The organism is Cellulomonas xylanilytica (genome assembly GCF_007989805.1).
Classification (GTDB): Bacteria; Actinomycetota; Actinomycetes; order Actinomycetales; family Cellulomonadaceae; genus Cellulomonas; species Cellulomonas xylanilytica.
The window spans coordinates 385,880-402,748 of record NZ_BJUB01000002.1 but is presented as its reverse complement, the minus strand read 5'-3'; the positions used below and the strand labels follow the sequence as shown (position 1 = coordinate 402,748).

Genomic DNA, 16,869 nt, shown 5'->3' with positions numbered 1-16,869 from the left:
TCAGGGTAGTCGGACGCCCTGTCAGCACCCCGCGGGAAGGGCTCGCGGCGCCCCGACCTGCACCGGACCTGCACATCGGGCTGGGCGGGCGCTGACCCGGTCATCCGTCCATCTGACGGAATGACCCGAACGGAGTCTCGCCAGGAAGGTGCTCCTACCAGTAGTTTCCCGGCAGGACTCGGGTGCGGATGCCACGGCACGCCCCCCTCGGCGTGCTCGGGAGGACATGAGTGACCACGGTCGCGCAGGACACGCACTGGACAGCGCTCGCAGCGTGCGGGACGGGCAAGGTCGCGCCCGACGCGCTCTTCGTCGAGGGCGCTGCCCAGCGTGAGGCGCGCACGGTGTGCACCGGCTGTCCCGTGCGGCTCTCCTGCCTCGCCGACGCGCTCGACAACCGGATGGACTTCGGCGTCTGGGGCGGGATGACCGAGCGTGAGCGCCGGGCCCTGCTCCGCCGGCGCCCCGAGGTGCGCTCCTGGCGCAACGAGCTCGTGGGGACGGACGTCGTCGAGGTTCTGTGAGAGCGCTCCGACGCGGCGCGGGGCTTTAAGGTGACCCCCATGGCCACACAGTGGGAGTACGCGACGATTCCGCTCATCATTCACGCCACGAAGGCGATCCTCGACCAGTGGGGCGCTGACGGCTGGGAGCTCGTCCAGGTGATCCAGGGACCCGACGCCGGCCTCGTGGCCTACCTCAAGCGGCCCAAGGAGTCCTGATGGGTGCCGCAGCGCGGCTCGCCGAGCTGGGGCTCGAGCTGCCCGAGGTGGCTCTTCCGCTGGCGGCGTACGTGCCGGCAGTCCGGTCCGGCGCCTACGTCTACACGTCCGGGCAGCTGCCGCTGGTCGGGGGTGTGCTCCAGGCCACCGGGAAGGTGGGCGTCGGCGACGGGCTGGTCACGCCGGACGACGCGGCCGGGTACGCGCGGACCTGCGCGCTGAACGCGCTGGCCGCGGTCGCCGCGGTGGTCGCCGCCGAGGGCGGACCGCAGGGCGCCGACGCGCTCGACCGGATCGTGCACGTCACCAAGGTCGTCGGCTTCGTGGCCAGCGACCCGGCGTTCACCGGTCAGCCCGCGGTGGTCAACGGCGCCAGCCTGCTGCTGCACGCCGTCCTGGGTGACGCGGGCGTGCACGCGCGCTCGGCCGTGGGCGTGGCCGTGCTGCCGATGGACGCACCGGTCGAGGTCGAGATCGTCGTCGAGACCGCCTAGCGGGCCCTGCGCTCCAGGCGCTCGACGTCCAGGAGCACGACCGCGCGGCCCTCGCGGCGCACCCAGCCGCGGGCGGCGAAGTCGGCGAGGGCCTTGTTCACGGTCTCCCGGGACGCGCCGACCAGCTGCGCGAGCTCCTCCTGCGTGAGGTCGTGCGCGACCCGGATCCCCTCGTCGACCTTCTCGCCGAAGCGGGTCGACAGGTCCAGCAGCGCCTTGGCGACGCGGCCGGGCACGTCCGAGAACACCAGGTCCGCGAGCGCCTCGTTGGTGCGGCGCAGCCGACGGGCCAGCGCCTGGAGCAGGTGCTGCGCGACGGTCGGCTTGTCCTGGAGCCAGCGGATCAGGTCGCCGTGCCCGAGCTCGAGCACCACGGCGTCGGCGACGACGGTCGCGGTCGCCGTGCGGGGGCCCGGGTCGAAGAGGCTCAGCTCGCCGAACATCTCGCCCGGCCCGAGGACGGCCAGCAGGTTCTCGCGGCCGTCGTTCGAGCGGCGGCCGAGCTTGATCTTGCCCTCGCGGACCACGTACAGCCGGTCGCCCGGCTCACCCTCCTGGAACAGGGCGTCGCCGCGCGCGATCTCGATCGGCTTCATCGTCGCGACGAGCGTCTCGGACGCCTCCGGGTCGAGCCCGGCGAACAGCGGCGCCGACAGCACGATGTCGTCCTCCACGGGGACACCTCACCTCTCTGGCCGCACCCGGTTCAGCCCGGTGGCGGCAACGTTCACGACGGAGTCGGTCGGACCGGACGCTGGTCAGCGACGTGATCCGCACCCAGTCTGCCCCATGGCGGGTGTCATCCGCGGCCCAGCGACTCCCGCAGACCGGTGACGACGACGCCGGGGTCCGCCGCGAGGCGGGCGATGAGCCGGTCGGTGGCCCGCGTGAGGGCGTCGTCCACGCCGGCCGCGTAGGTCGACAGCTGCTCGTCGAGGGCCCTCAGCTCGCCCAGGCTCCCCACCGCGTCCGTCCCCGCGTCGAGCACCGCGGCGAGGGCAGCGGGGCGCGGGACGTCGAGACCCACGTCGAGCGGGAGCTGGAAGGCCATCTCCTCGCCCAGCGTCTGCGGGCGGGCCGCCTGCGCGACGGCCAGGTCGAGGCGGGCGCGCACGAGCCGGCGCCACCAGGCGACCCGAGCACGCTCGGCGCGCAGCGCACGCCGGTCGAGGCGGAGATCGTTGACCCGTTGCTCGACGGGTGACGTCATGGGGCAGGTCCTCCTCGGACGGGCACCTCGAACGGGTGCCGTGGGTGGATTCGGCCCGGTACGGGTCGACCTTGAGCGGACCGGCCCGGCTGGCCCCGCAGATCACCCCAAGGGAGCAACGCCGCAGGTCAGAGGCACCCCGTACGGGTGTGGGCGACGCGTCGTAGGCTGCCACCCGTGACCCCAGCAGACAGCGTTCCGGACAGCGTGCCGGGCGACGAGTCGCCGCTCGCGCGCACGCGACGCGCCCGCCGGGTCGACCGCGCCCTGGCGGTGCGCTACCCCGACGCGCACTGCGAGCTGGACTTCACGTCCCCGTTCGAGCTGCTGGTCGCCACCGTGCTGTCGGCCCAGACCACGGACGTCCGCGTGAACCTGACGACGCCGATCCTCTTCGCGCGCTACCCGGACGCCGCGGCGCTCGCGGCCGCGAACCCCGAGGAGGTCGAGGAGATCCTGAAGCCCACCGGGTTCTTCCGGGCGAAGACCAGGTCGGTCATGGGGCTGTCGCAGGCCCTCGTCGAGCGCTTCGGTGGCGAGGTCCCGGGGCGGCTGAAGGACCTGGTGACCCTCCCGGGCGTGGGCCGCAAGACGGCCAACGTGGTGCTCGGCAACGCGTTCGGCATCCCCGGCATCACCACCGACACGCACGTCATGCGGCTCTCCAAGCGGCTCGGCTACACCACGAGCGACGACCCGCTGGTGGTCGAGCAGGAGCTCGGCGCGCTGCTGCCGCGCCGGGACTGGACCATGGCCTCGCACCGGCTGATCTTCCACGGGCGCCGGACGTGCTTCGCGCGCAAGCCGGCCTGCGGGGCGTGCCCGGTCGCGTCGCTGTGCCCGTCGGCGGGCATCGGGGAGATCGACCCGGTGAAGGCCGCGGCCATGGTGAAGCCCTGAGGGCTCAGAGCGGCTCGATCTCGCCCAGCCACGTCAGCAGCAGGTCGGTCACGCGCTCCGGGGCCTCCTCGGCGGGGTAGTGCCCGGCCTGCGGCAGCAGCTCGAACTGGTAGCGCGAGGCCACCAGCGCAGTCGTGTCCTTGGACAGTGCCGCCCGCGACGCGGGACGCAGCCCGTCCCGGCCGCCGTGCACCTGCAGCACGGGGACCGGCCGGGTGCGCTCCTGGAGAGCCGCGTGGTACCGGCGGCCGTCCGGACGGGGCATGGACCGGACCATCCAGCGCAGCTGCTCCATCTGGCTGTGGGCGGCGAAGGGCACGCGCGCCGCGGAGCTGTAGGTCGCCTCGGCACGGGCGTCGAGCCAGCCCGGTGCGCCGCCCCACTCGCGCAAGATCCGGGCCACCAGGTCGCCCTCCATCAGCGCCTGCTCCGGGAAGGACGGCAGCTGCACGAACGCCAGCCGCCGCAGCGCCGACGGGCGGACGGCCGCGCGGGGGTGCCCGCGGGTGTCCAGCGGGTGCGGCGCGGCCAGGGCGGCGACCGCACGGACCCGGTCGGGCTGCAGGCCGGCCATGGCCCACGCGATCTCGCCGCCGGTCCCGCTGCCGACGATCACCGCGTCCGCGGCGCCGAGGGACTGGATGACGCCGGCGACGTCCGCTGCCAGCGTCGGCACGTCGTACCCGACCGGAGGCTTGTCGGAGCCGCCGGTGCCACGCACGTCCATGGCGGCCACGCGGTAGCCCGCCTCGGCGAGCGCGGGCAGCTGGTGGCGCCACGCCCACCAGAACTGCGGGATGCCGTGCAGGAGGACGACCAAGGGGGCGTCGCGGTCGTCCGGGCCCGCGACGGCCACGTGGAACCGGGCGCCGTTCGCGGCCACGTACCGGTGCTCCCAGGGGCCGTCGATGAGGAGCGAGGCGGAGTCGACGGTGCTCATCGGAGCCGAACCTACCCGGTCTGGTCCGCCTCGCGTGAGGCCTCGCCCGCCACGCGGGCGTGATGTCGGTCGCGCTGGTTCAGGGCGACGCCGCCGAGGACGGCCGCGACGAGGGACGCGGCGAGCACCGAGACCACGACGTGCTCGTCGTGCACGCTGCCTGCGCCGAACGCCAGCTCGCCCACCAGCAGGGACACGGTGAACCCGATCCCGCCGAGCAGACCGACGGCTCCGACGTCCGCCCAGCCGAGACCGGGCGCGAGCGAGGCGCGCGTGAACCGGGCGACCAGCCACGTGGCGCCGAGGATGCCGAGGGGCTTGCCCACCACCAGGCCGAGGGCGACGCCCTGCGCCACCGGGTCCGCGAACGTGGTCTGCACGGTGCCGAGGCTGAGGGTCACGCCCGCGGCGAACAGCGCGAAGACGGGCACCGCGAAGCCGGCGGAGAGCGGCCGCCACACGTGCTCCCACCGCTCGGCGAGCGACTCCTCCGGCAGCGCGTCGAGCCGGAGGGCCCGCCGGGTGGCTTCCGGCGTGGCGGGGACGACGAGGCCGAGCGCGACGCCGGCGATGGTCGCGTGGACGCCGGACGCGTGCACGGCCGCCCACGCGATCACGCCGAGCGGCACCAGGAGCCACCCGCTGGCCCATCCCCGCCGGATCAGGAGCGCGAACACCACGACCGTCGCGGCGCCGACACCGAGCCACGGCAACGAGACCGACTCGGTGTAGACGGCGCCGATGACGATGATCGCGAGCAGGTCGTCGACCACTGCCAGGGTCAGCAGGAACGCGCGCAGCGCGTTGGGCAGGCTCCGCCCGACGATCGCGAGCACGGCCACCGCGAACGCGATGTCGGTCGCGGTCGGGACCGCCCACCCGCGCGCGTTCCCGTCGGGAGCGGTCAGGTTGACGGCGAGGTAGAAGGCGGCCGGGACGAGCATGCCGCCGACGGCCGCGACGATCGGCACCACGGCCGTGCTGAGGTTGCGCAGCTCACCGGCGACGATCTCGCGCTTGAGCTCGAGCCCGACGACGAAGAAGAAGATCGCCAGCAGCCCGTCGGTCGCCCACGCGGCCACGGTGAGGTCGAGGTGCAGGGCGGCGGGCCCGATGACCGTGTCCGAGACCGCGGTGTACGACGCCGGGGCGACGTTCGCCCAGAGGAGGGCGACGACCGTGCCCGCGAGCAGCAGGGCGCCCCCGACGCGCTCGCCGCGCAGGGTGTCGAGCAGGTTGCGCTCGGAGCCGGGGGACAGGGCCGAGAACAGGCGGCTGGTGGGCGTCGACATGGTGACCTTCCGGGCAGGCTGACGGGACTGCCGACCAGGCTTCCCGGCTCACCGGAGGACACGCTACGCGTCCGCGGGCTCCGGGACCTCGTTGCGTCCGTCCACCGCGCCGCGGCGGTCCTTCGGCGGGTCGAACCGGTAGCCGACGTTGCGCACCGTGCCGATGAGCTGCTCGTGCTCGGGCCCGAGCTTGGCGCGCAGGCGGCGCACGTGCACGTCGACCGTCCGGGTGCCCCCGTAGTAGTCGTAGCCCCAGACCTCCTGCAGCAGCTGGGCGCGCGTGAACACGCGCCCCGGGTGCTGAACCAGGTACTTGAGGAGCTCGAACTCCTTGTAGGTCAGGTCGAGCGGCCGACCGCGCAGCCGGGCCGTGTAGCCGCCGGCGTCGATGGTCAGCTCGCCGGAGGAGATCTCCTGCGGCGCGTCGTCGTACCCGGCGGTGGCCGCGCGCTCCATGACCAGCCGGAACCGCGTCTCCACCTCGGCCGGGTTGGCCGTCTCCAGGATGATGTCGTCCGCGCCCCACTCGGCCGTGACGACCGTGAGGCCGCCCTCGGTGAGCACCAGGATGAGCGGGACGGTCAGGCCGGTGGCGCGCAGCAGCCGACAGGTGGTCCGGGCGGTGACCAGGTCACGCCGGGCGTCGAGCACGACGATGTCCGCGTCCGGTGCGTCCACGAGAGCCGACGGTTCCACGGGAAGCACACGGACGCGGTGGGACAACAGACCGAGGGCCGGGAGCACCTGGGCGGAGCCCCCGGACGCTGGAGTGAGCAGCAGCAGATCTGCCACCTGGGACCTCCCCGCGTGCGAGTGGGGGCAACGGTACCGCGCGACCCGAGCAGGCTGCGCCCACGGGTCGGGTGATGGCACGGGCGACCACGGCGGGGGACGGGTTTGCGCCGGTCGGATCGCGTCGGGATGCGACAATCGGCGGCGTGCTCCTCCCCTCCCTGCCGACCGCTCGCGTGCGCATGTGCCCGGTGACCCCGGACGCGGGACGGTAGGAGGACCCATGCAGCTCGCCACCAGGGCGGTCGTCACGGCCGTCCTCGCCGCCGCCGTGGCCGTCGCCGGGTACCTCGGCGGCCTGCCGCTGAGCGCCACCGCGGCCGTGCTCGCGCTGCTGCTGGCCCTCGGCTGGCCGGCGCTCGCGGGCCTCCCGTTCAAGCCCGGCTCCGCCACGGTCGTGGCGCTGGGCGGCGTCGGGGCCGTCGCCGTCGTCCACCTCACCGAGACGCCGCCCTACCTGCGGTACCTGCCGGTCGTCTTCGCGGCCGCGATCCTGCTGGCGTTCGTCAACGAGCTCCTGCGCCGCGACGGCCGCACCCGGCTCGTCGAGTCGGTGTCCGGGACGGTCGCGGGCACGCTCGTCGCGGTCGCCGTGGCGGGCTGGGTCGCCATCGGCCGGACGCCCGGTGGTGAGCCGATCGTCGTCGTCGGCGCCCTCGCGCTCGCCGTCGGCTCCGTCGTGGTCGTGCTCCACCTGCGGCCGTGGGTCGGTGCGCTCGCCACCGCGGGAGCAGCGGCCGGCGCCGGTGCGCTCGGCGGGGTGCTGCTCCCGGCGATCGACCCGCTCGCGGGAGCCCTGCTCGGGCTCGCGGTGGGGGTGCTCGTCGCCACGCTGCACGCGCTCTTCGACCAGCTGCCCGCGCTCGAGCGTCGCTGGCCGTCGCTCGCGGCCGTGACGCTGCCCGTCACGGTCACGGGCATCCTCGTGTACGTCGTCGGCCGGGTGCTGGTGGGCTGAGGCGCGGACCGGGCAGCGGACTAGTAGACGAGCGCCTGGGCCCGTTCGGCCAGGGACTCCTCCACGAACACGGCCGCACCGGCGATCCGCACGCCCGGCAGCACGTGCTCCGGACCGATTCCCCGGCGCGCGGCGCACTGCGTGCACACCGTCACGCGGCCACCCTCGAGCACCACCTCCAGCAGCTCGCCCAGCGGGGTGGCGTGCTCGAGGACCAGGTCCGCCGCGCGCCCCGGCAGGGCGAACCACGCGGACTCGCCCGTGAGCCACAGGCTGACGTCCGCACCGGCCGCGACAGCCGCCGCCGCCACGGTGAACGCCTGGTTGGTGGCCTCCGGACGCTCGGTGCCGGACGTGGTCTTGATCACCAGGGGACGTGGCGTGGGACTCATCGGAACAGGTTAGGGGCCTCCGCTCGTTAGGATCGTCGGCATGACTGGGCTCGAGATCTTCTTCATCGGCCTGCTGGTCGCGGCGACTCTGGTGATCGGCTGGTTCTCCGTCTTCGTCGTGTACCGGCTCTACAAGGGCCAGCGCTGACGTCTTGCACTGAAGCTGGGAGGCTCCATGCCGTTCGTGCTCGACCCCGACGGTCTCGCTCCTGAGGTGTACCCGCTGGCCTGGCTGGTGGGTACGTGGCGCGGTGAGGGTGTCGTCGACTACCCCGGCATCGACGAGGCGACGTTCACGCAGGAGATCGTGATCGCCAGCGACGGCGGACCGTACCTGTCCTACACCTCGACCGTCCGGCTCGTCGTGGCGCCGACCAGCACGGCGGCGCTCGAGGACGAGCCCGAGGCGCCGGTCTGGCAGACCGAGTCCGGCTACTGGCGCATCCCGCCCGAGCGGCCCGCCGACTGGGGCCTGACCGAGGACCAGCACGCCGTCGAGCTCCTGGTCGCCGACCCGTCCGGGCACGTCGCCGTCTACATCGGCGCGGTGGGCAAGGGCCGCATCGACCTGGTCAGCGACGCCATCGTGCGCACCGCCTCCGGGGCCGACGTCAGCGCCGGCAAGCGCCTCTACGGCCTGGTCAACGGCGAGCTGATGTGGGCGCACGACATCGCCGCGTTCGGTCACCCCATGCAGTCCTACGCCTCCGGCCGCCTCGCGCGCGTCGAGGCCCTCACCGACGACGAGGCCTGATGACCACCGACGTCCCTGTCGAGGTGCCGGCTGCCCACGGCGAGCCCCCGCGGCACGTGAGTCCCCTGCTGGCCCGCCGCGGCGCGGTCCGGGGTGCGGGGCCCGACGACGGCGTCGCCTGGCACTACGGCGACCCGACGGCGGAGCAGCGCGCGCTGTCCCGCGGCGGTGCCGTGGTGGACCAGTCCCACCTGGGCGTCGTGACCGTCACCGGTCCCGACCGCCTCACGTGGCTGCACTCGATCACCACGCAGGAGCTGACCGCGCTGCCGCCGCGGACCTCGACCGAGCTCCTGGTGCTCAGCCCTCAGGGTCACGTCGAGCACGCGGCCGGGGTCGTCGACGACGGCGAGACCACCTGGCTGATCACCGAGACGCCGGTCGGGCTGGCCGCGTGGCTGAACCGGATGAAGTTCATGCTCCGCGTCGAGATCGTCGACGCGACGGACGACTGGGCCGCGATCGGCGAGCCGGTCGACGCGGAGGGCGCGCCCGACGAGCCGATCACCTGGCGGGACCCGTGGCCGACCACCGCGCCGGGCGGCACCCGGTACGGGCCGGCCGACGACGAGCACCCGGGCGCCGACCGCGACTGGCGGCTCGTCCTGGTCCCGCGCGACCGGCTGGTCGACGAGGTGCGCGCGCGGGAGGCCGCCGGCTGGCCGCTCGTCGGGACCTGGGCCAGCGAGGCCGCCCGCGTCGAGGCGTGGCGCCCGCGCGCGTCCCACGAGGCCGACCACCGGACCATCCCGCACGAGCTCGACTGGCTGCGGACCGCGGTGCACCTGACCAAGGGCTGCTACCGCGGGCAGGAGTCCGTGGCGCGCGTGCACAACCTGGGCCGGCCGCCGCGCCGCCTCGTGATGCTGCACCTCGACGGGTCCGGGCACCTGCTGCCCGAGCCCGGTTCCGCGGTGCACGACGTGGTCCGCGGCGCCGACTCGCAGGAGCCGGGCCGGGTGGTCGGGCACGTCACCACGGTCGCGCGCCACCACGAGCTGGGGCCGGTCGCCCTGGCGGTGGTGAAGCGCTCGGTGCCCGCCGACGGTGAGCTGGTGGTCGAGTCCGAGGCCGGTTCCGTCGCGGCCGGGCAGGAGCAGATCGTGCCGGGTGACGGGGTGTCCGTCGACCGGCCCGCCGCCCGTGGACCCCTGACCCGCGGCCTGGGGCAGCACCCGAGCCTGTGAGCAGCCCCGACTCCCGCCCTCGCGTGGTGGTCGAGGTGCGGGTCCGGCAGGGGCTGGCACGGGTCCGGGCGGCGTGGTTCCCGATCCTGCAGGCGTCGATCGCAGCGGCGATCGCGTTCGCGATCGCCAGGTACGCGTTCGGGCACCCGTACCCGTTCTTCGCGCCCGTCAGCGCCTGGGTCGCGCTGGGGTTCACCACAGACCGGTCGGTGCGGCGGGTCGCGGAGCTGGCCGTCGGCGTGGCGATCGGGGTGGCGCTGGGCGACCTGCTGGTCCACCTCATCGGCAACGGCGCCTGGCAGGTGGCCGTGGTCCTGTTCCTGGCGGCGATCATCGCGCGGTTCATCGACCGCGGGCAGATGCTCACCACGCAGGCGGGCGTGCAGGCGCTGGTCATCGTGGGACTGCCGGCGATCTCGGCGACCGGTGGACCCGTCGGCCGGTGGATCGACGCGGCCGTCGGCGGGGCGGTCGCGCTCGCGGTCGCGCTGCTGACCCCGCGCGACCCGCGCCGGCACACCCGGATGCTGGCCCAGGCCGCGGTGGAGGACCTCGCGGGGGTGCTCCGCATCCTGGCGCGCGGTCTGCGGACCGGGTCGACGGCCGACGTCGAGGACGCGCTGGTGCGCGGGCGGGCGTCGCAGCCCGCGCTCGACGAGTGGTCCGAGACGGCGACGAGCGCCGGCGAGCTGGCTCGCGTCTCGCCGACCATCCGCAAGCACCGCGAGGAGCTGGCGCGGCACGCCGCGACCGCGGTCCTGGTCGATCGGGCGATGCGCAACGCCCGCGTGCTGGCACGGCGGTGTCTCGCGGCCGTCGAGGCGCAGACGCACGACATGACGACGGTCGCCGAGCAGGTGGAGGCCACCGCGCGGGCGGTCGACGAGCTCGCCGCGGCCCTCGGCGCGGGCCGGGACCCGGAGCGTGCCCGGACGCTGCTCCTGGCGGTCTCCGGCGCCCTGGACCCCTTCCGGCTGGCCGCGCGCGACTGGCAGGTGCAGAGCCTGGTGCTGCTGCAGCGCTCGCTCGTCGTCGACCTGCTCGAGGCGGCCGGCGTCGACCCGCAGGACGCCCGGGAGTCCCTGCCGGAGATCTGACCTGCGGAGCCGCCCGGTTCGGTACGGTCGCTGCGTGGACGTCCCGGTCAGCGCCTTGCGCGCGGAGCTCAGGCAGTGGATCGAGGCCGCACGCGCCGGCGAGGACGTGGTGATTACCGAGCGCGGGATCCCCGTGGCCCGGCTGAGCGGCATCGAGGCCGCGGACCTGCTGACGCGCCTGGAGCGGGACGGGCTGCTCACGCCGGCCACCACGGCACGGCCGGCCGCACGGTCCACGGAGCGCGGCCCGGCGGCGGCCAAGGGCGGGGTCTCCGACCTGGTCCGCCGGCTGCGGCGCTGAGATGGCGGTCGTCTACCTCGACACCAGCGCGCTGGTGAAGCTGTGCGTCGCCGAGCCCGGGTCCGTGCTGGTGGCGGCCCTGTGGGACGGCGCCGACCTCGTGGTCACGTCCCGGCTGGCGGACGCGGAGGTGCGCGCGGTGCTCGCCGGGGGCAGGCGCGCGGGACGGCTCGACGAGGACGCCGCCGCGGACGCGCTCGCCGCGTGGGAGCGGCTGTGGCCCGGGCTGCACCTGCTCGAGCTGCGGGACGTCGTGACGGCGTCGGCCGCGGCGCTCGTCGGCCGGCACCCGCTGCGCGCCGCCGACGCCCTGCACCTCGCGTCCGCCCTGCAGCTGCGGTCGCCCGACCTCGTCGTCGCCGCCTGGGACGAGCACCTCGCCGCCGCGGCACGGGCCGAGGGCCTGCTCGTGGTCCCGTGATGTCTCGTAGGCTCACCCCGTGATCGCGAGCGCGCAGGTCGTCATCTTCTTCGTCTTCTACATCGCCATCTTCGGGCTGAGCCTGTGGGCTCTGATCGACCTGCTCCGGCGGCCGGCGAACGCGTTCCCGCAGGCGGGGAAGCGGACCAAGGGGTTCTGGGGTGCCATCGTCGGCGTCGCCACGGCGGTGTCGTTCAGCGTCATCCCGATCCCCGGCGTCCCGCACCTCCCGTCGTTCCTCGCGCTGCTCGCCGCGGTCGGCGCCATCGTGTACCTCGTGGACGTCAAGCCGGCCGTGACGCCGTACTCCGGCCGCCGCCGCGGACCCCGCGGACCGAGCGGCCCCTCCGGCGGCTGGTGACCGTGGCGGACATCGGCACCGCCGCCGTCCCGCTGGCGCGGGTTCAGCGCGGCGGCCTGGTGGAGTCCGTGCACCTCGGCCACGTCGTGGTGCTCGCACCGGACGGGTCGGAGCGGCTCGCTCTCGGGGACCCCGACGCCACGATCTGGGCGCGGTCGTCGCTCAAGCCGCTGCAGGCGGTCGCGATGCTGCGCGCCGGGCTGGACGTCGACGGCGCCGAGCTCGCCCTCGTGTGCGCCAGCCACAACGCCGAGCCCGCGCACCTCGACGTGGTCCGCGGGATCCTCGCGACCGCGGGCCTGGGTCCCGACGACCTGCGGAACACCCCCGACTGGCCCCTGGACCCCGACGCGTCGTGGCGCTGGCGTGCGGACGGGCACGGCACCGAGCCGCTCACCCAGAACTGCTCCGGCAAGCACGCGGGGATGCTCGCGACCTGCGTCGCCGCGGGCTGGTCGACGCGCGACTACCTCGACCCGGCGCACCCGCTGCAGTGCGCGACCCGGGAGGTCGTCGCCGAGCTCACCGGGGTACCCGTGGAGCTGGCGACCGTCGACGGCTGCGGTGCTCCGCTGTTCTCGACCACGCTGCGCGGGCTCGCCCGGTCGTTCGCGGGCCTCGCGTCCGGCACCGGGCCGTCACGTCGCGCGGGGCAGGCGATGGCGGCGCACCCGTGGCACGTCGCGGGCACCGGACGGGACGCCACGCGGTTCATGGAGGCGGTCCCGGGTCTCGTCGCCAAGGACGGTGCCGACGGCGTGTACGCCGCCGGGCTGCCGGACGGGGGAGCGGTCGCGCTGAAGATCGCCGACGGGTCGTCCCGGCCGCGGCCCGCGGTCCTCGCGGCGGCGCTCACCGTGGCGGGCGTCGACCCGGCTCTCGTCGAGGCCGTCGCCCTGACCCCGGTCCTCGGCCACGGTCGAGCCGTCGGCGAGGTCGTCGCGACCTTCGGCGCATGAGGGCCGTCGTCCAGCGCGTCACGCGCGCGTCCGTGACGGTCGACGGCGTCGTCGTCGGCGCGATCGACCGGCCGGGGCTGGTGGCGCTGGTCGGTGTCACCCCGGGCGACGGGGCCGCGCAGGTCGAGCTGGTGGCCCGCAAGATCGCCGAGCTGCGCATCCTGCGCGACGAGCAGTGCGCGGTGGACGTGGGCGCCCCGGTGCTCGTCGTCAGCCAGTTCACGCTCTACGCCGACACCCGCAAGGGCCGTCGGCCGACGTGGAACGCCGCGGCCCCCGGACCCGTCGCGCAGCCGCTGGTCGAGGCCGTGGTCGACGCGCTGCGCGCCCGCGGTCTCGAGGTGGCCACCGGCGTGTTCGGTGCCGACATGGCGGTGGAGCTGGTCAACGACGGACCCGTGACGATCCTGCTGGAGTTGGCGCCCGACGCCTAGGCGCGCTCGCAGCGGCTGGTCGAGACGCTCAGCACCTCCATGCCGGGCGGTGGCGTCGGCGGGTCCGCGATGATCGGGTCGGCGACGTCGGTCAGTCGGACACCGAAGTCGTCCCGGCAGTACGTGCCCGCGCCGAGCGACTCCCACCCGCGGACGACGAGCTCGGTGCCCACCTGGTCGCTCGCGGTGGCGGAGTCGAGCACCGCGTAGAGGTACGTCACCTGGGAGCACTCCTGCAGGCACAGGGTGTTCTCGACGCTGGACACGGTCAGCAGCTGGCCGCCGGTCGCCACGGGCAAGGACGCACCGACGCTGGTCATGCGAGCCAGGCTCGGTCCGCCCAGCCCGCCCAGGACGAACCCGACGACGACCAGGACCACCGTCGCGCCGGCCATGATCCACCGGCGGCCGGGGGCGCGGCGGACCAGGAACCAGGTGGGGAGCAGGGCGACCAGCATCGCCGCGATCGCGATCGCGGTGCTCGCGGCGGTCCCGGTCTCCCCGGTGACGAGCAGCGGAGCGCCCACCAGCACCGTCCACACGGTCCAGACGGCGAGCACGCCGACTCCGCGGAGCACCCACCTGCCGGCCGTCGCCCGCCGCTCGTCGCCGGCGGGCGGCGTCACCATCGTCGCCACCACGGCACTCCCTCCCCGGCCGCGACCGCGCGGCAGCACTGATGCCCGCCCGCGCGATCGGTGCTCCGCGGGCCCGACGGAACATACCGAACCAGGACGAACGCCGTGCCGGGTGCGACTCCGCAGCAAACCACCCGAAATGATTCAGCAGGGCGCGGATCCTGCTGCCTCCGCATCCGGGCGCCCGTGTGTGGCGTCGGGGTGAAGCCGAGGCCGCCGCCGCCCGCCGTTCGAGTGGTACGGGGGCGATGTCCGGCCATCGGGGGGTGGCTGCTGCTTCGGTGTGCACGCGCCCGTCACGACCTGACGCCGGTGCTCACGTCCGAGAGGGAGAAGTGATGACAACGACAACGGCGTCGGCTTCGCAGGTACGAGCGGGTGGCTGGGTGCTCCGCGGGGTGCTCGTGGTTCTCAGCTGGGCGGTGTGCGTGTTCGTGGTCGCGACCGTCGTGCAGTCGACCGGGACGGCCGGATCCGCCTCGGGCCGCTGGGTCAGCGCGCTCGCCGTCCTGGTCGCTCTGGTCCCGACGTGGTTCCTGGTGCGGCGTGCACGGGTGCGGTGGTGGCTGATGCTGGTCGCCGTGATCGTGCTCGTCGCGGCCGGTCTGGGCCTGGGGCGGTTGGCCGGACCGAGCCTGGCGCGGATGTCGAGCGTCGGGTCGTCGCTGCCGATGGCTGCCGGCGCTCAGCTGCTGACGACGTCGAGCTCGGAGCGGACGTGGTGTGCGGGGGAGTGCTCGAGGGTCACGTACGTGTACGCGGTGCCGGACTTCGACGCGGCGAACGTCGAGGTCGCGCAGGCGCTCGTCGCCGAGGGGTGGGCGCCCGGTGAGCCCGGTCGGTTCTGCCGGGACGGGCTCGGGGTGAATGTCACGCCGGATGACGGGCCGGACGTCGACCGAGCACCGGAGGTCCCGTCGGGGACGGCGCTGCTGAGCATGACCACGTCCGTCTGCGACGGCTGAACCGACGCGGAGAGGGCGACACGGAGAGGGCCCCTCGGAGTAAGCGTCCGAGGGGCCCTCTCGTGCGTCGCAGGTCTTCCGTCACCGGCGGACCGGTGACCGACGCCGCGCTGACGGTGCGGCTACGTCCCGGCACCCGGTTCGCCGCCGACACGGTCACCCCGAGGGGTTCCGGCACCGACGACCCGCCGCGAGCGGGACGACTGCGAGCTCCCGACCGGTTCCCTGACGTCCCCCGCGTCGTCATCCGCGGGTCGTCGTGTTGCCACGACGAGATGGTCGTCAGCTCTCCGTTCGGTCCGACATCCACAGCTCTGTCCCCACCGGCGCCACGCCCCGGAGGGTGCTTCTGCGCCGCCTGCTCGCCGCCCCGGAGGGCCTCGTGCGTCGAGGCTCCGGCCCTGTCCAAGTCGCCTCCACCCGGTCCACGCGATCTCCGAAGAGGCCACCTGACCTGCGGTTTCGGTCTCCCTGGGAGGGATCCTTCGCCTGCGGTTCTCGATCTGTCGATCTCGATGTGAGATTTCTAACCCTTGTCGGTAGGGGGCCACAAGGGCTTACCGGAGCTTTCTTTGTCCACCGCGTTGTCCACAGCGTCATCCACAGGTTCACCTGCGCAAACGTCCGGTGAACACAGGGGTGTGGACGAAAGATGTGGACGGCGCGCGCGTCGTTCACCCGTCCGGCTGCGGCGCCCTTGTACCCTGGGAACCGGTGAAGGCCCCTCGGAGTAAGCGTCCGAGGGGCCTTACCCATGTCCGTGGGTCACGATGGCTCGATGAAGCTCGAGGCCGTCCTCGGTGACATCACCACGCAGGACGTCGACGCCGTCGTCAACGCGGCGAACTCGTCCCTGCTCGGCGGCGGAGGGGTCGACGGTGCGATCCACGCGGCCGCGGGGCCGGAGCTGCTGGCGGCGTGCCGCGAGCTGCGCCGGACCGCGCTGCCGGACGGGCTGCCCGTCGGGGAGGCCGTCGCGACGCCCGGCTTCCGACTGCCCGCGCGCTGGGTGATCCACACGGTCGGCCCCAACCGGCACCGCGGGCAGACCGATCCCGCGCTCCTGTCCTCGTGCTTCACGCGGTCGCTCGACGTGGCCGACGGGCTCGGCGCGTCGAGCGTCGCGTTCCCCGCGGTCAGCGGCGGCGTCTACGGCTGGGCGATGGACGAGGTGGCGCGCATCGCGGTCGAGGCCGTCCGCGGCGGGGTGACCGGGATCGAGCGGGTCCGGTTCGTCCTGTTCTCGCCGGATTCGCTCGACGCCTTCCGGACGGAGCTGGACCGCGCGTAGCGTCACCGGCATGCCCGATCTGCTGCCGGCGCTGCCGGACTCCGAGTTCCGTCGTGTGCTGTGCGTCGTCGCCCACCCCGACGACGTGGAGTACGGCACGTCGTCCGCCGTCGCCGTGTGGACCGCGCGCGGCGTCGAGGTCGCCTACCTGGTGCTCACCCGTGGGGAGGCCGGCATGGACGCGTCCCCGCCGGACCGCACGCGCGAGATCCGCACGCGCGAGCAGATCACGGGGTCGGCCGCCGTCGGGGTCACCGACGTGCGGTTCCTGGAGCACCCCGACGGCGTGCTCGAGTACGGCCTGCCGCTGCGACGGGACATCGCCCGGCGGATCCGCGAGTACCGGCCCGACGTGGTGCTCACCGGGTCGTGGGAGATCGAGTTCGTCGCCGGGCTGAACATGGCCGACCACCGGGTGGCCGGGCTGGCGACGCTCGACGCGGTGCGCGACGCCGGCAACCGGTGGGTGTTCACCGAGCTCCTCGACGACGACGGCCTCGAACCGTGGCAGGTCCGCTGGTTCCTCGTCAGCGGCGACCCCCGGGCGACGCACGGGGTGGAGGTCACCGACGAGGCCCTGCAGGCCGGCGTCGCGTCGCTGGAGGCGCACGAGGAGTACCTCGCGGGACTGCCCGGGCACCCGGCGCCGAAGGACATGCTCCCGATGATCGCCGGCCTGCAGGGACGTGCCATGGGGGTCGAGCACGCGGTCCTGTTCCGCGCGTACGACCTCCAGGCCCCGCCGCCGCTGTTCGACTGAC

23 protein-coding genes are annotated in these 16,869 nt (G+C 74.3%); 16 read left to right on the top strand and 7 right to left on the bottom strand.

Annotation, left to right across the window (positions count from 1 at the left end; all coding sequences use genetic code 11):
* Nucleotides 1-230 precede the first annotated feature (230 nt).
* Genes CXY01_RS04720 through CXY01_RS04710 form a run of 3 tightly spaced genes read left to right on the top strand, consistent with a single transcriptional unit; the run spans nucleotide 231 to nucleotide 1,216 of the window.
* Entirely contained in the window at nucleotides 231-524 is a 294-nt protein-coding gene (locus tag CXY01_RS04720) for a WhiB family transcriptional regulator (RefSeq protein ID WP_146925897.1), read from the top strand.
* A gap of 39 nt (nucleotides 525-563) precedes the next feature.
* Nucleotides 564-722: a Sp36 family protein gene (sp36, locus tag CXY01_RS04715; RefSeq protein ID WP_146925896.1), complete on the top strand. Its 159-nt coding sequence runs from the start codon at nucleotides 564-566 to the stop codon at nucleotides 720-722.
* Complete coding sequence (locus CXY01_RS04710) at nucleotides 722-1,216, top strand: RidA family protein (protein ID WP_146925895.1); 495 nt, start codon at nucleotides 722-724, stop codon at nucleotides 1,214-1,216. The genes sp36 and CXY01_RS04710 overlap by 1 nt, the downstream gene beginning before the upstream one ends.
* Here the strand turns inward: CXY01_RS04710 and CXY01_RS04705 are convergent.
* Entirely contained in the window at nucleotides 1,213-1,890 is a 678-nt protein-coding gene (locus CXY01_RS04705; protein WP_146925894.1) for a Crp/Fnr family transcriptional regulator, read from the bottom strand. The two genes, CXY01_RS04710 and CXY01_RS04705, sit on opposite strands and share 4 nt — an antisense overlap.
* 125 nt (nucleotides 1,891-2,015) lie before the next feature.
* A complete protein-coding gene (locus CXY01_RS04700; protein WP_146925893.1) occupies nucleotides 2,016-2,426 on the bottom strand; it encodes a hypothetical protein in 411 nt (136 codons plus the stop codon).
* Between the two features lie 168 nt (nucleotides 2,427-2,594).
* On the opposite strand from CXY01_RS04700, the gene nth reads away from it, so the two are divergent.
* Nucleotides 2,595-3,326 (top strand): endonuclease III, encoded by a 732-nt coding sequence (gene nth / locus CXY01_RS04695; protein WP_371862752.1) that lies wholly within the window; start codon nucleotides 2,595-2,597, stop codon nucleotides 3,324-3,326.
* 4 nt (nucleotides 3,327-3,330) lie between these two features.
* On the opposite strand, the gene CXY01_RS04690 is transcribed toward nth, so the two are convergent.
* The 3 genes from CXY01_RS04690 to CXY01_RS04680 all read right to left on the bottom strand — a co-directional run bounded on the left by CXY01_RS04690 (nucleotide 3,331) and on the right by CXY01_RS04680 (nucleotide 6,350).
* The gene (locus CXY01_RS04690) at nucleotides 3,331-4,266 is read right to left on the bottom strand and encodes an alpha/beta fold hydrolase (RefSeq protein WP_146925892.1); all 936 of its coding nucleotides are present in this window, start codon (nucleotides 4,264-4,266) and stop codon (nucleotides 3,331-3,333) included.
* Between the two features lie 11 nt (nucleotides 4,267-4,277).
* Nucleotides 4,278-5,558: a Na+/H+ antiporter NhaA gene (gene nhaA, locus CXY01_RS04685; RefSeq protein WP_146925891.1), complete on the bottom strand. Its 1,281-nt coding sequence runs from the start codon at nucleotides 5,556-5,558 to the stop codon at nucleotides 4,278-4,280.
* A 63-nt stretch (nucleotides 5,559-5,621) separates the two neighbouring features.
* On the bottom strand, nucleotides 5,622-6,350 hold the full coding sequence (locus CXY01_RS04680) for a winged helix-turn-helix transcriptional regulator (RefSeq protein ID WP_056593539.1): 729 nt from the start codon (nucleotides 6,348-6,350) through the stop codon (nucleotides 5,622-5,624).
* Nucleotides 6,351-6,573: 223 nt separating this feature from the next.
* On the opposite strand from CXY01_RS04680, the gene CXY01_RS04675 reads away from it, so the two are divergent.
* Nucleotides 6,574-7,308 (top strand): hypothetical protein, encoded by a 735-nt coding sequence (locus tag CXY01_RS04675; protein ID WP_146925890.1) that lies wholly within the window; start codon nucleotides 6,574-6,576, stop codon nucleotides 7,306-7,308.
* Between the two features lie 20 nt (nucleotides 7,309-7,328).
* Here CXY01_RS04675 and CXY01_RS04670 read toward each other — a convergent pair whose 3' ends face one another.
* Nucleotides 7,329-7,700, bottom strand: coding sequence for a DsrE family protein (locus CXY01_RS04670; protein ID WP_146925889.1), 372 nt, complete (start codon nucleotides 7,698-7,700; stop codon nucleotides 7,329-7,331).
* Nucleotides 7,701-7,875: 175 nt separating this feature from the next.
* Between CXY01_RS04670 and CXY01_RS04665 the strand changes: the two genes are divergently transcribed.
* From CXY01_RS04665 to dtd, 8 genes are read left to right on the top strand one after another with little or no spacing between them, the layout of a single operon-like run.
* The gene (locus CXY01_RS04665) at nucleotides 7,876-8,454 is read left to right on the top strand and encodes a heme-binding beta-barrel domain-containing protein (RefSeq protein WP_146925888.1); all 579 of its coding nucleotides are present in this window, start codon (nucleotides 7,876-7,878) and stop codon (nucleotides 8,452-8,454) included.
* Nucleotides 8,454-9,641, top strand: coding sequence for a CAF17-like 4Fe-4S cluster assembly/insertion protein YgfZ (gene ygfZ, locus CXY01_RS04660; protein WP_146925887.1), 1,188 nt, complete (start codon nucleotides 8,454-8,456; stop codon nucleotides 9,639-9,641). The genes CXY01_RS04665 and ygfZ overlap by 1 nt, the downstream gene beginning before the upstream one ends.
* Nucleotides 9,638-10,738, top strand: a complete 1,101-nt coding sequence (locus CXY01_RS04655; protein ID WP_146925886.1) for an FUSC family protein — start codon at nucleotides 9,638-9,640, stop codon at nucleotides 10,736-10,738. Before ygfZ ends, CXY01_RS04655 begins: the two co-directional genes overlap by 4 nt.
* A gap of 34 nt (nucleotides 10,739-10,772) precedes the next feature.
* The gene (locus CXY01_RS04650; RefSeq protein WP_146925885.1) at nucleotides 10,773-11,039 is read left to right on the top strand and encodes a type II toxin-antitoxin system Phd/YefM family antitoxin; all 267 of its coding nucleotides are present in this window, start codon (nucleotides 10,773-10,775) and stop codon (nucleotides 11,037-11,039) included.
* A 1-nt stretch (nucleotide 11,040) separates the two neighbouring features.
* Nucleotides 11,041-11,460, top strand: coding sequence for a type II toxin-antitoxin system VapC family toxin (locus CXY01_RS04645; protein ID WP_146925884.1), 420 nt, complete (start codon nucleotides 11,041-11,043; stop codon nucleotides 11,458-11,460).
* A gap of 19 nt (nucleotides 11,461-11,479) precedes the next feature.
* On the top strand, nucleotides 11,480-11,821 hold the full coding sequence (locus tag CXY01_RS04640) for a DUF2516 family protein (protein ID WP_146925883.1): 342 nt from the start codon (nucleotides 11,480-11,482) through the stop codon (nucleotides 11,819-11,821).
* 2 nt (nucleotides 11,822-11,823) lie between these two features.
* Complete coding sequence (locus CXY01_RS04635) at nucleotides 11,824-12,780, top strand: asparaginase (protein ID WP_246125036.1); 957 nt, start codon at nucleotides 11,824-11,826, stop codon at nucleotides 12,778-12,780.
* Complete coding sequence (gene dtd, locus CXY01_RS04630) at nucleotides 12,777-13,214, top strand: D-aminoacyl-tRNA deacylase (RefSeq protein ID WP_146925881.1); 438 nt, start codon at nucleotides 12,777-12,779, stop codon at nucleotides 13,212-13,214. The genes CXY01_RS04635 and dtd overlap by 4 nt, the downstream gene beginning before the upstream one ends.
* Here the strand turns inward: dtd and CXY01_RS04625 are convergent.
* Nucleotides 13,211-13,852 (bottom strand): hypothetical protein, encoded by a 642-nt coding sequence (locus CXY01_RS04625; protein WP_146925880.1) that lies wholly within the window; start codon nucleotides 13,850-13,852, stop codon nucleotides 13,211-13,213. The genes dtd and CXY01_RS04625 overlap by 4 nt on opposite strands.
* A 338-nt stretch (nucleotides 13,853-14,190) precedes the next feature.
* On the opposite strand from CXY01_RS04625, the gene CXY01_RS04620 reads away from it, so the two are divergent.
* The 3 genes from CXY01_RS04620 (at nucleotide 14,191) to CXY01_RS04610 (ending at nucleotide 16,868) form a co-directional block, all read left to right on the top strand.
* Nucleotides 14,191-14,817 carry a hypothetical protein gene (locus CXY01_RS04620; protein ID WP_146925879.1) on the top strand — a complete coding sequence of 209 codons (627 nt, stop codon included), beginning with the start codon at nucleotides 14,191-14,193 and terminating at the stop codon, nucleotides 14,815-14,817.
* Nucleotides 14,818-15,595: 778 nt separating this feature from the next.
* A complete protein-coding gene (locus CXY01_RS04615; protein ID WP_146925878.1) occupies nucleotides 15,596-16,108 on the top strand; it encodes an O-acetyl-ADP-ribose deacetylase in 513 nt (170 codons plus the stop codon).
* Between the two features lie 10 nt (nucleotides 16,109-16,118).
* Nucleotides 16,119-16,868, top strand: coding sequence for a PIG-L deacetylase family protein (locus tag CXY01_RS04610; RefSeq protein WP_146925877.1), 750 nt, complete (start codon nucleotides 16,119-16,121; stop codon nucleotides 16,866-16,868).
* Nucleotide 16,869 lies beyond the last annotated feature (1 nt).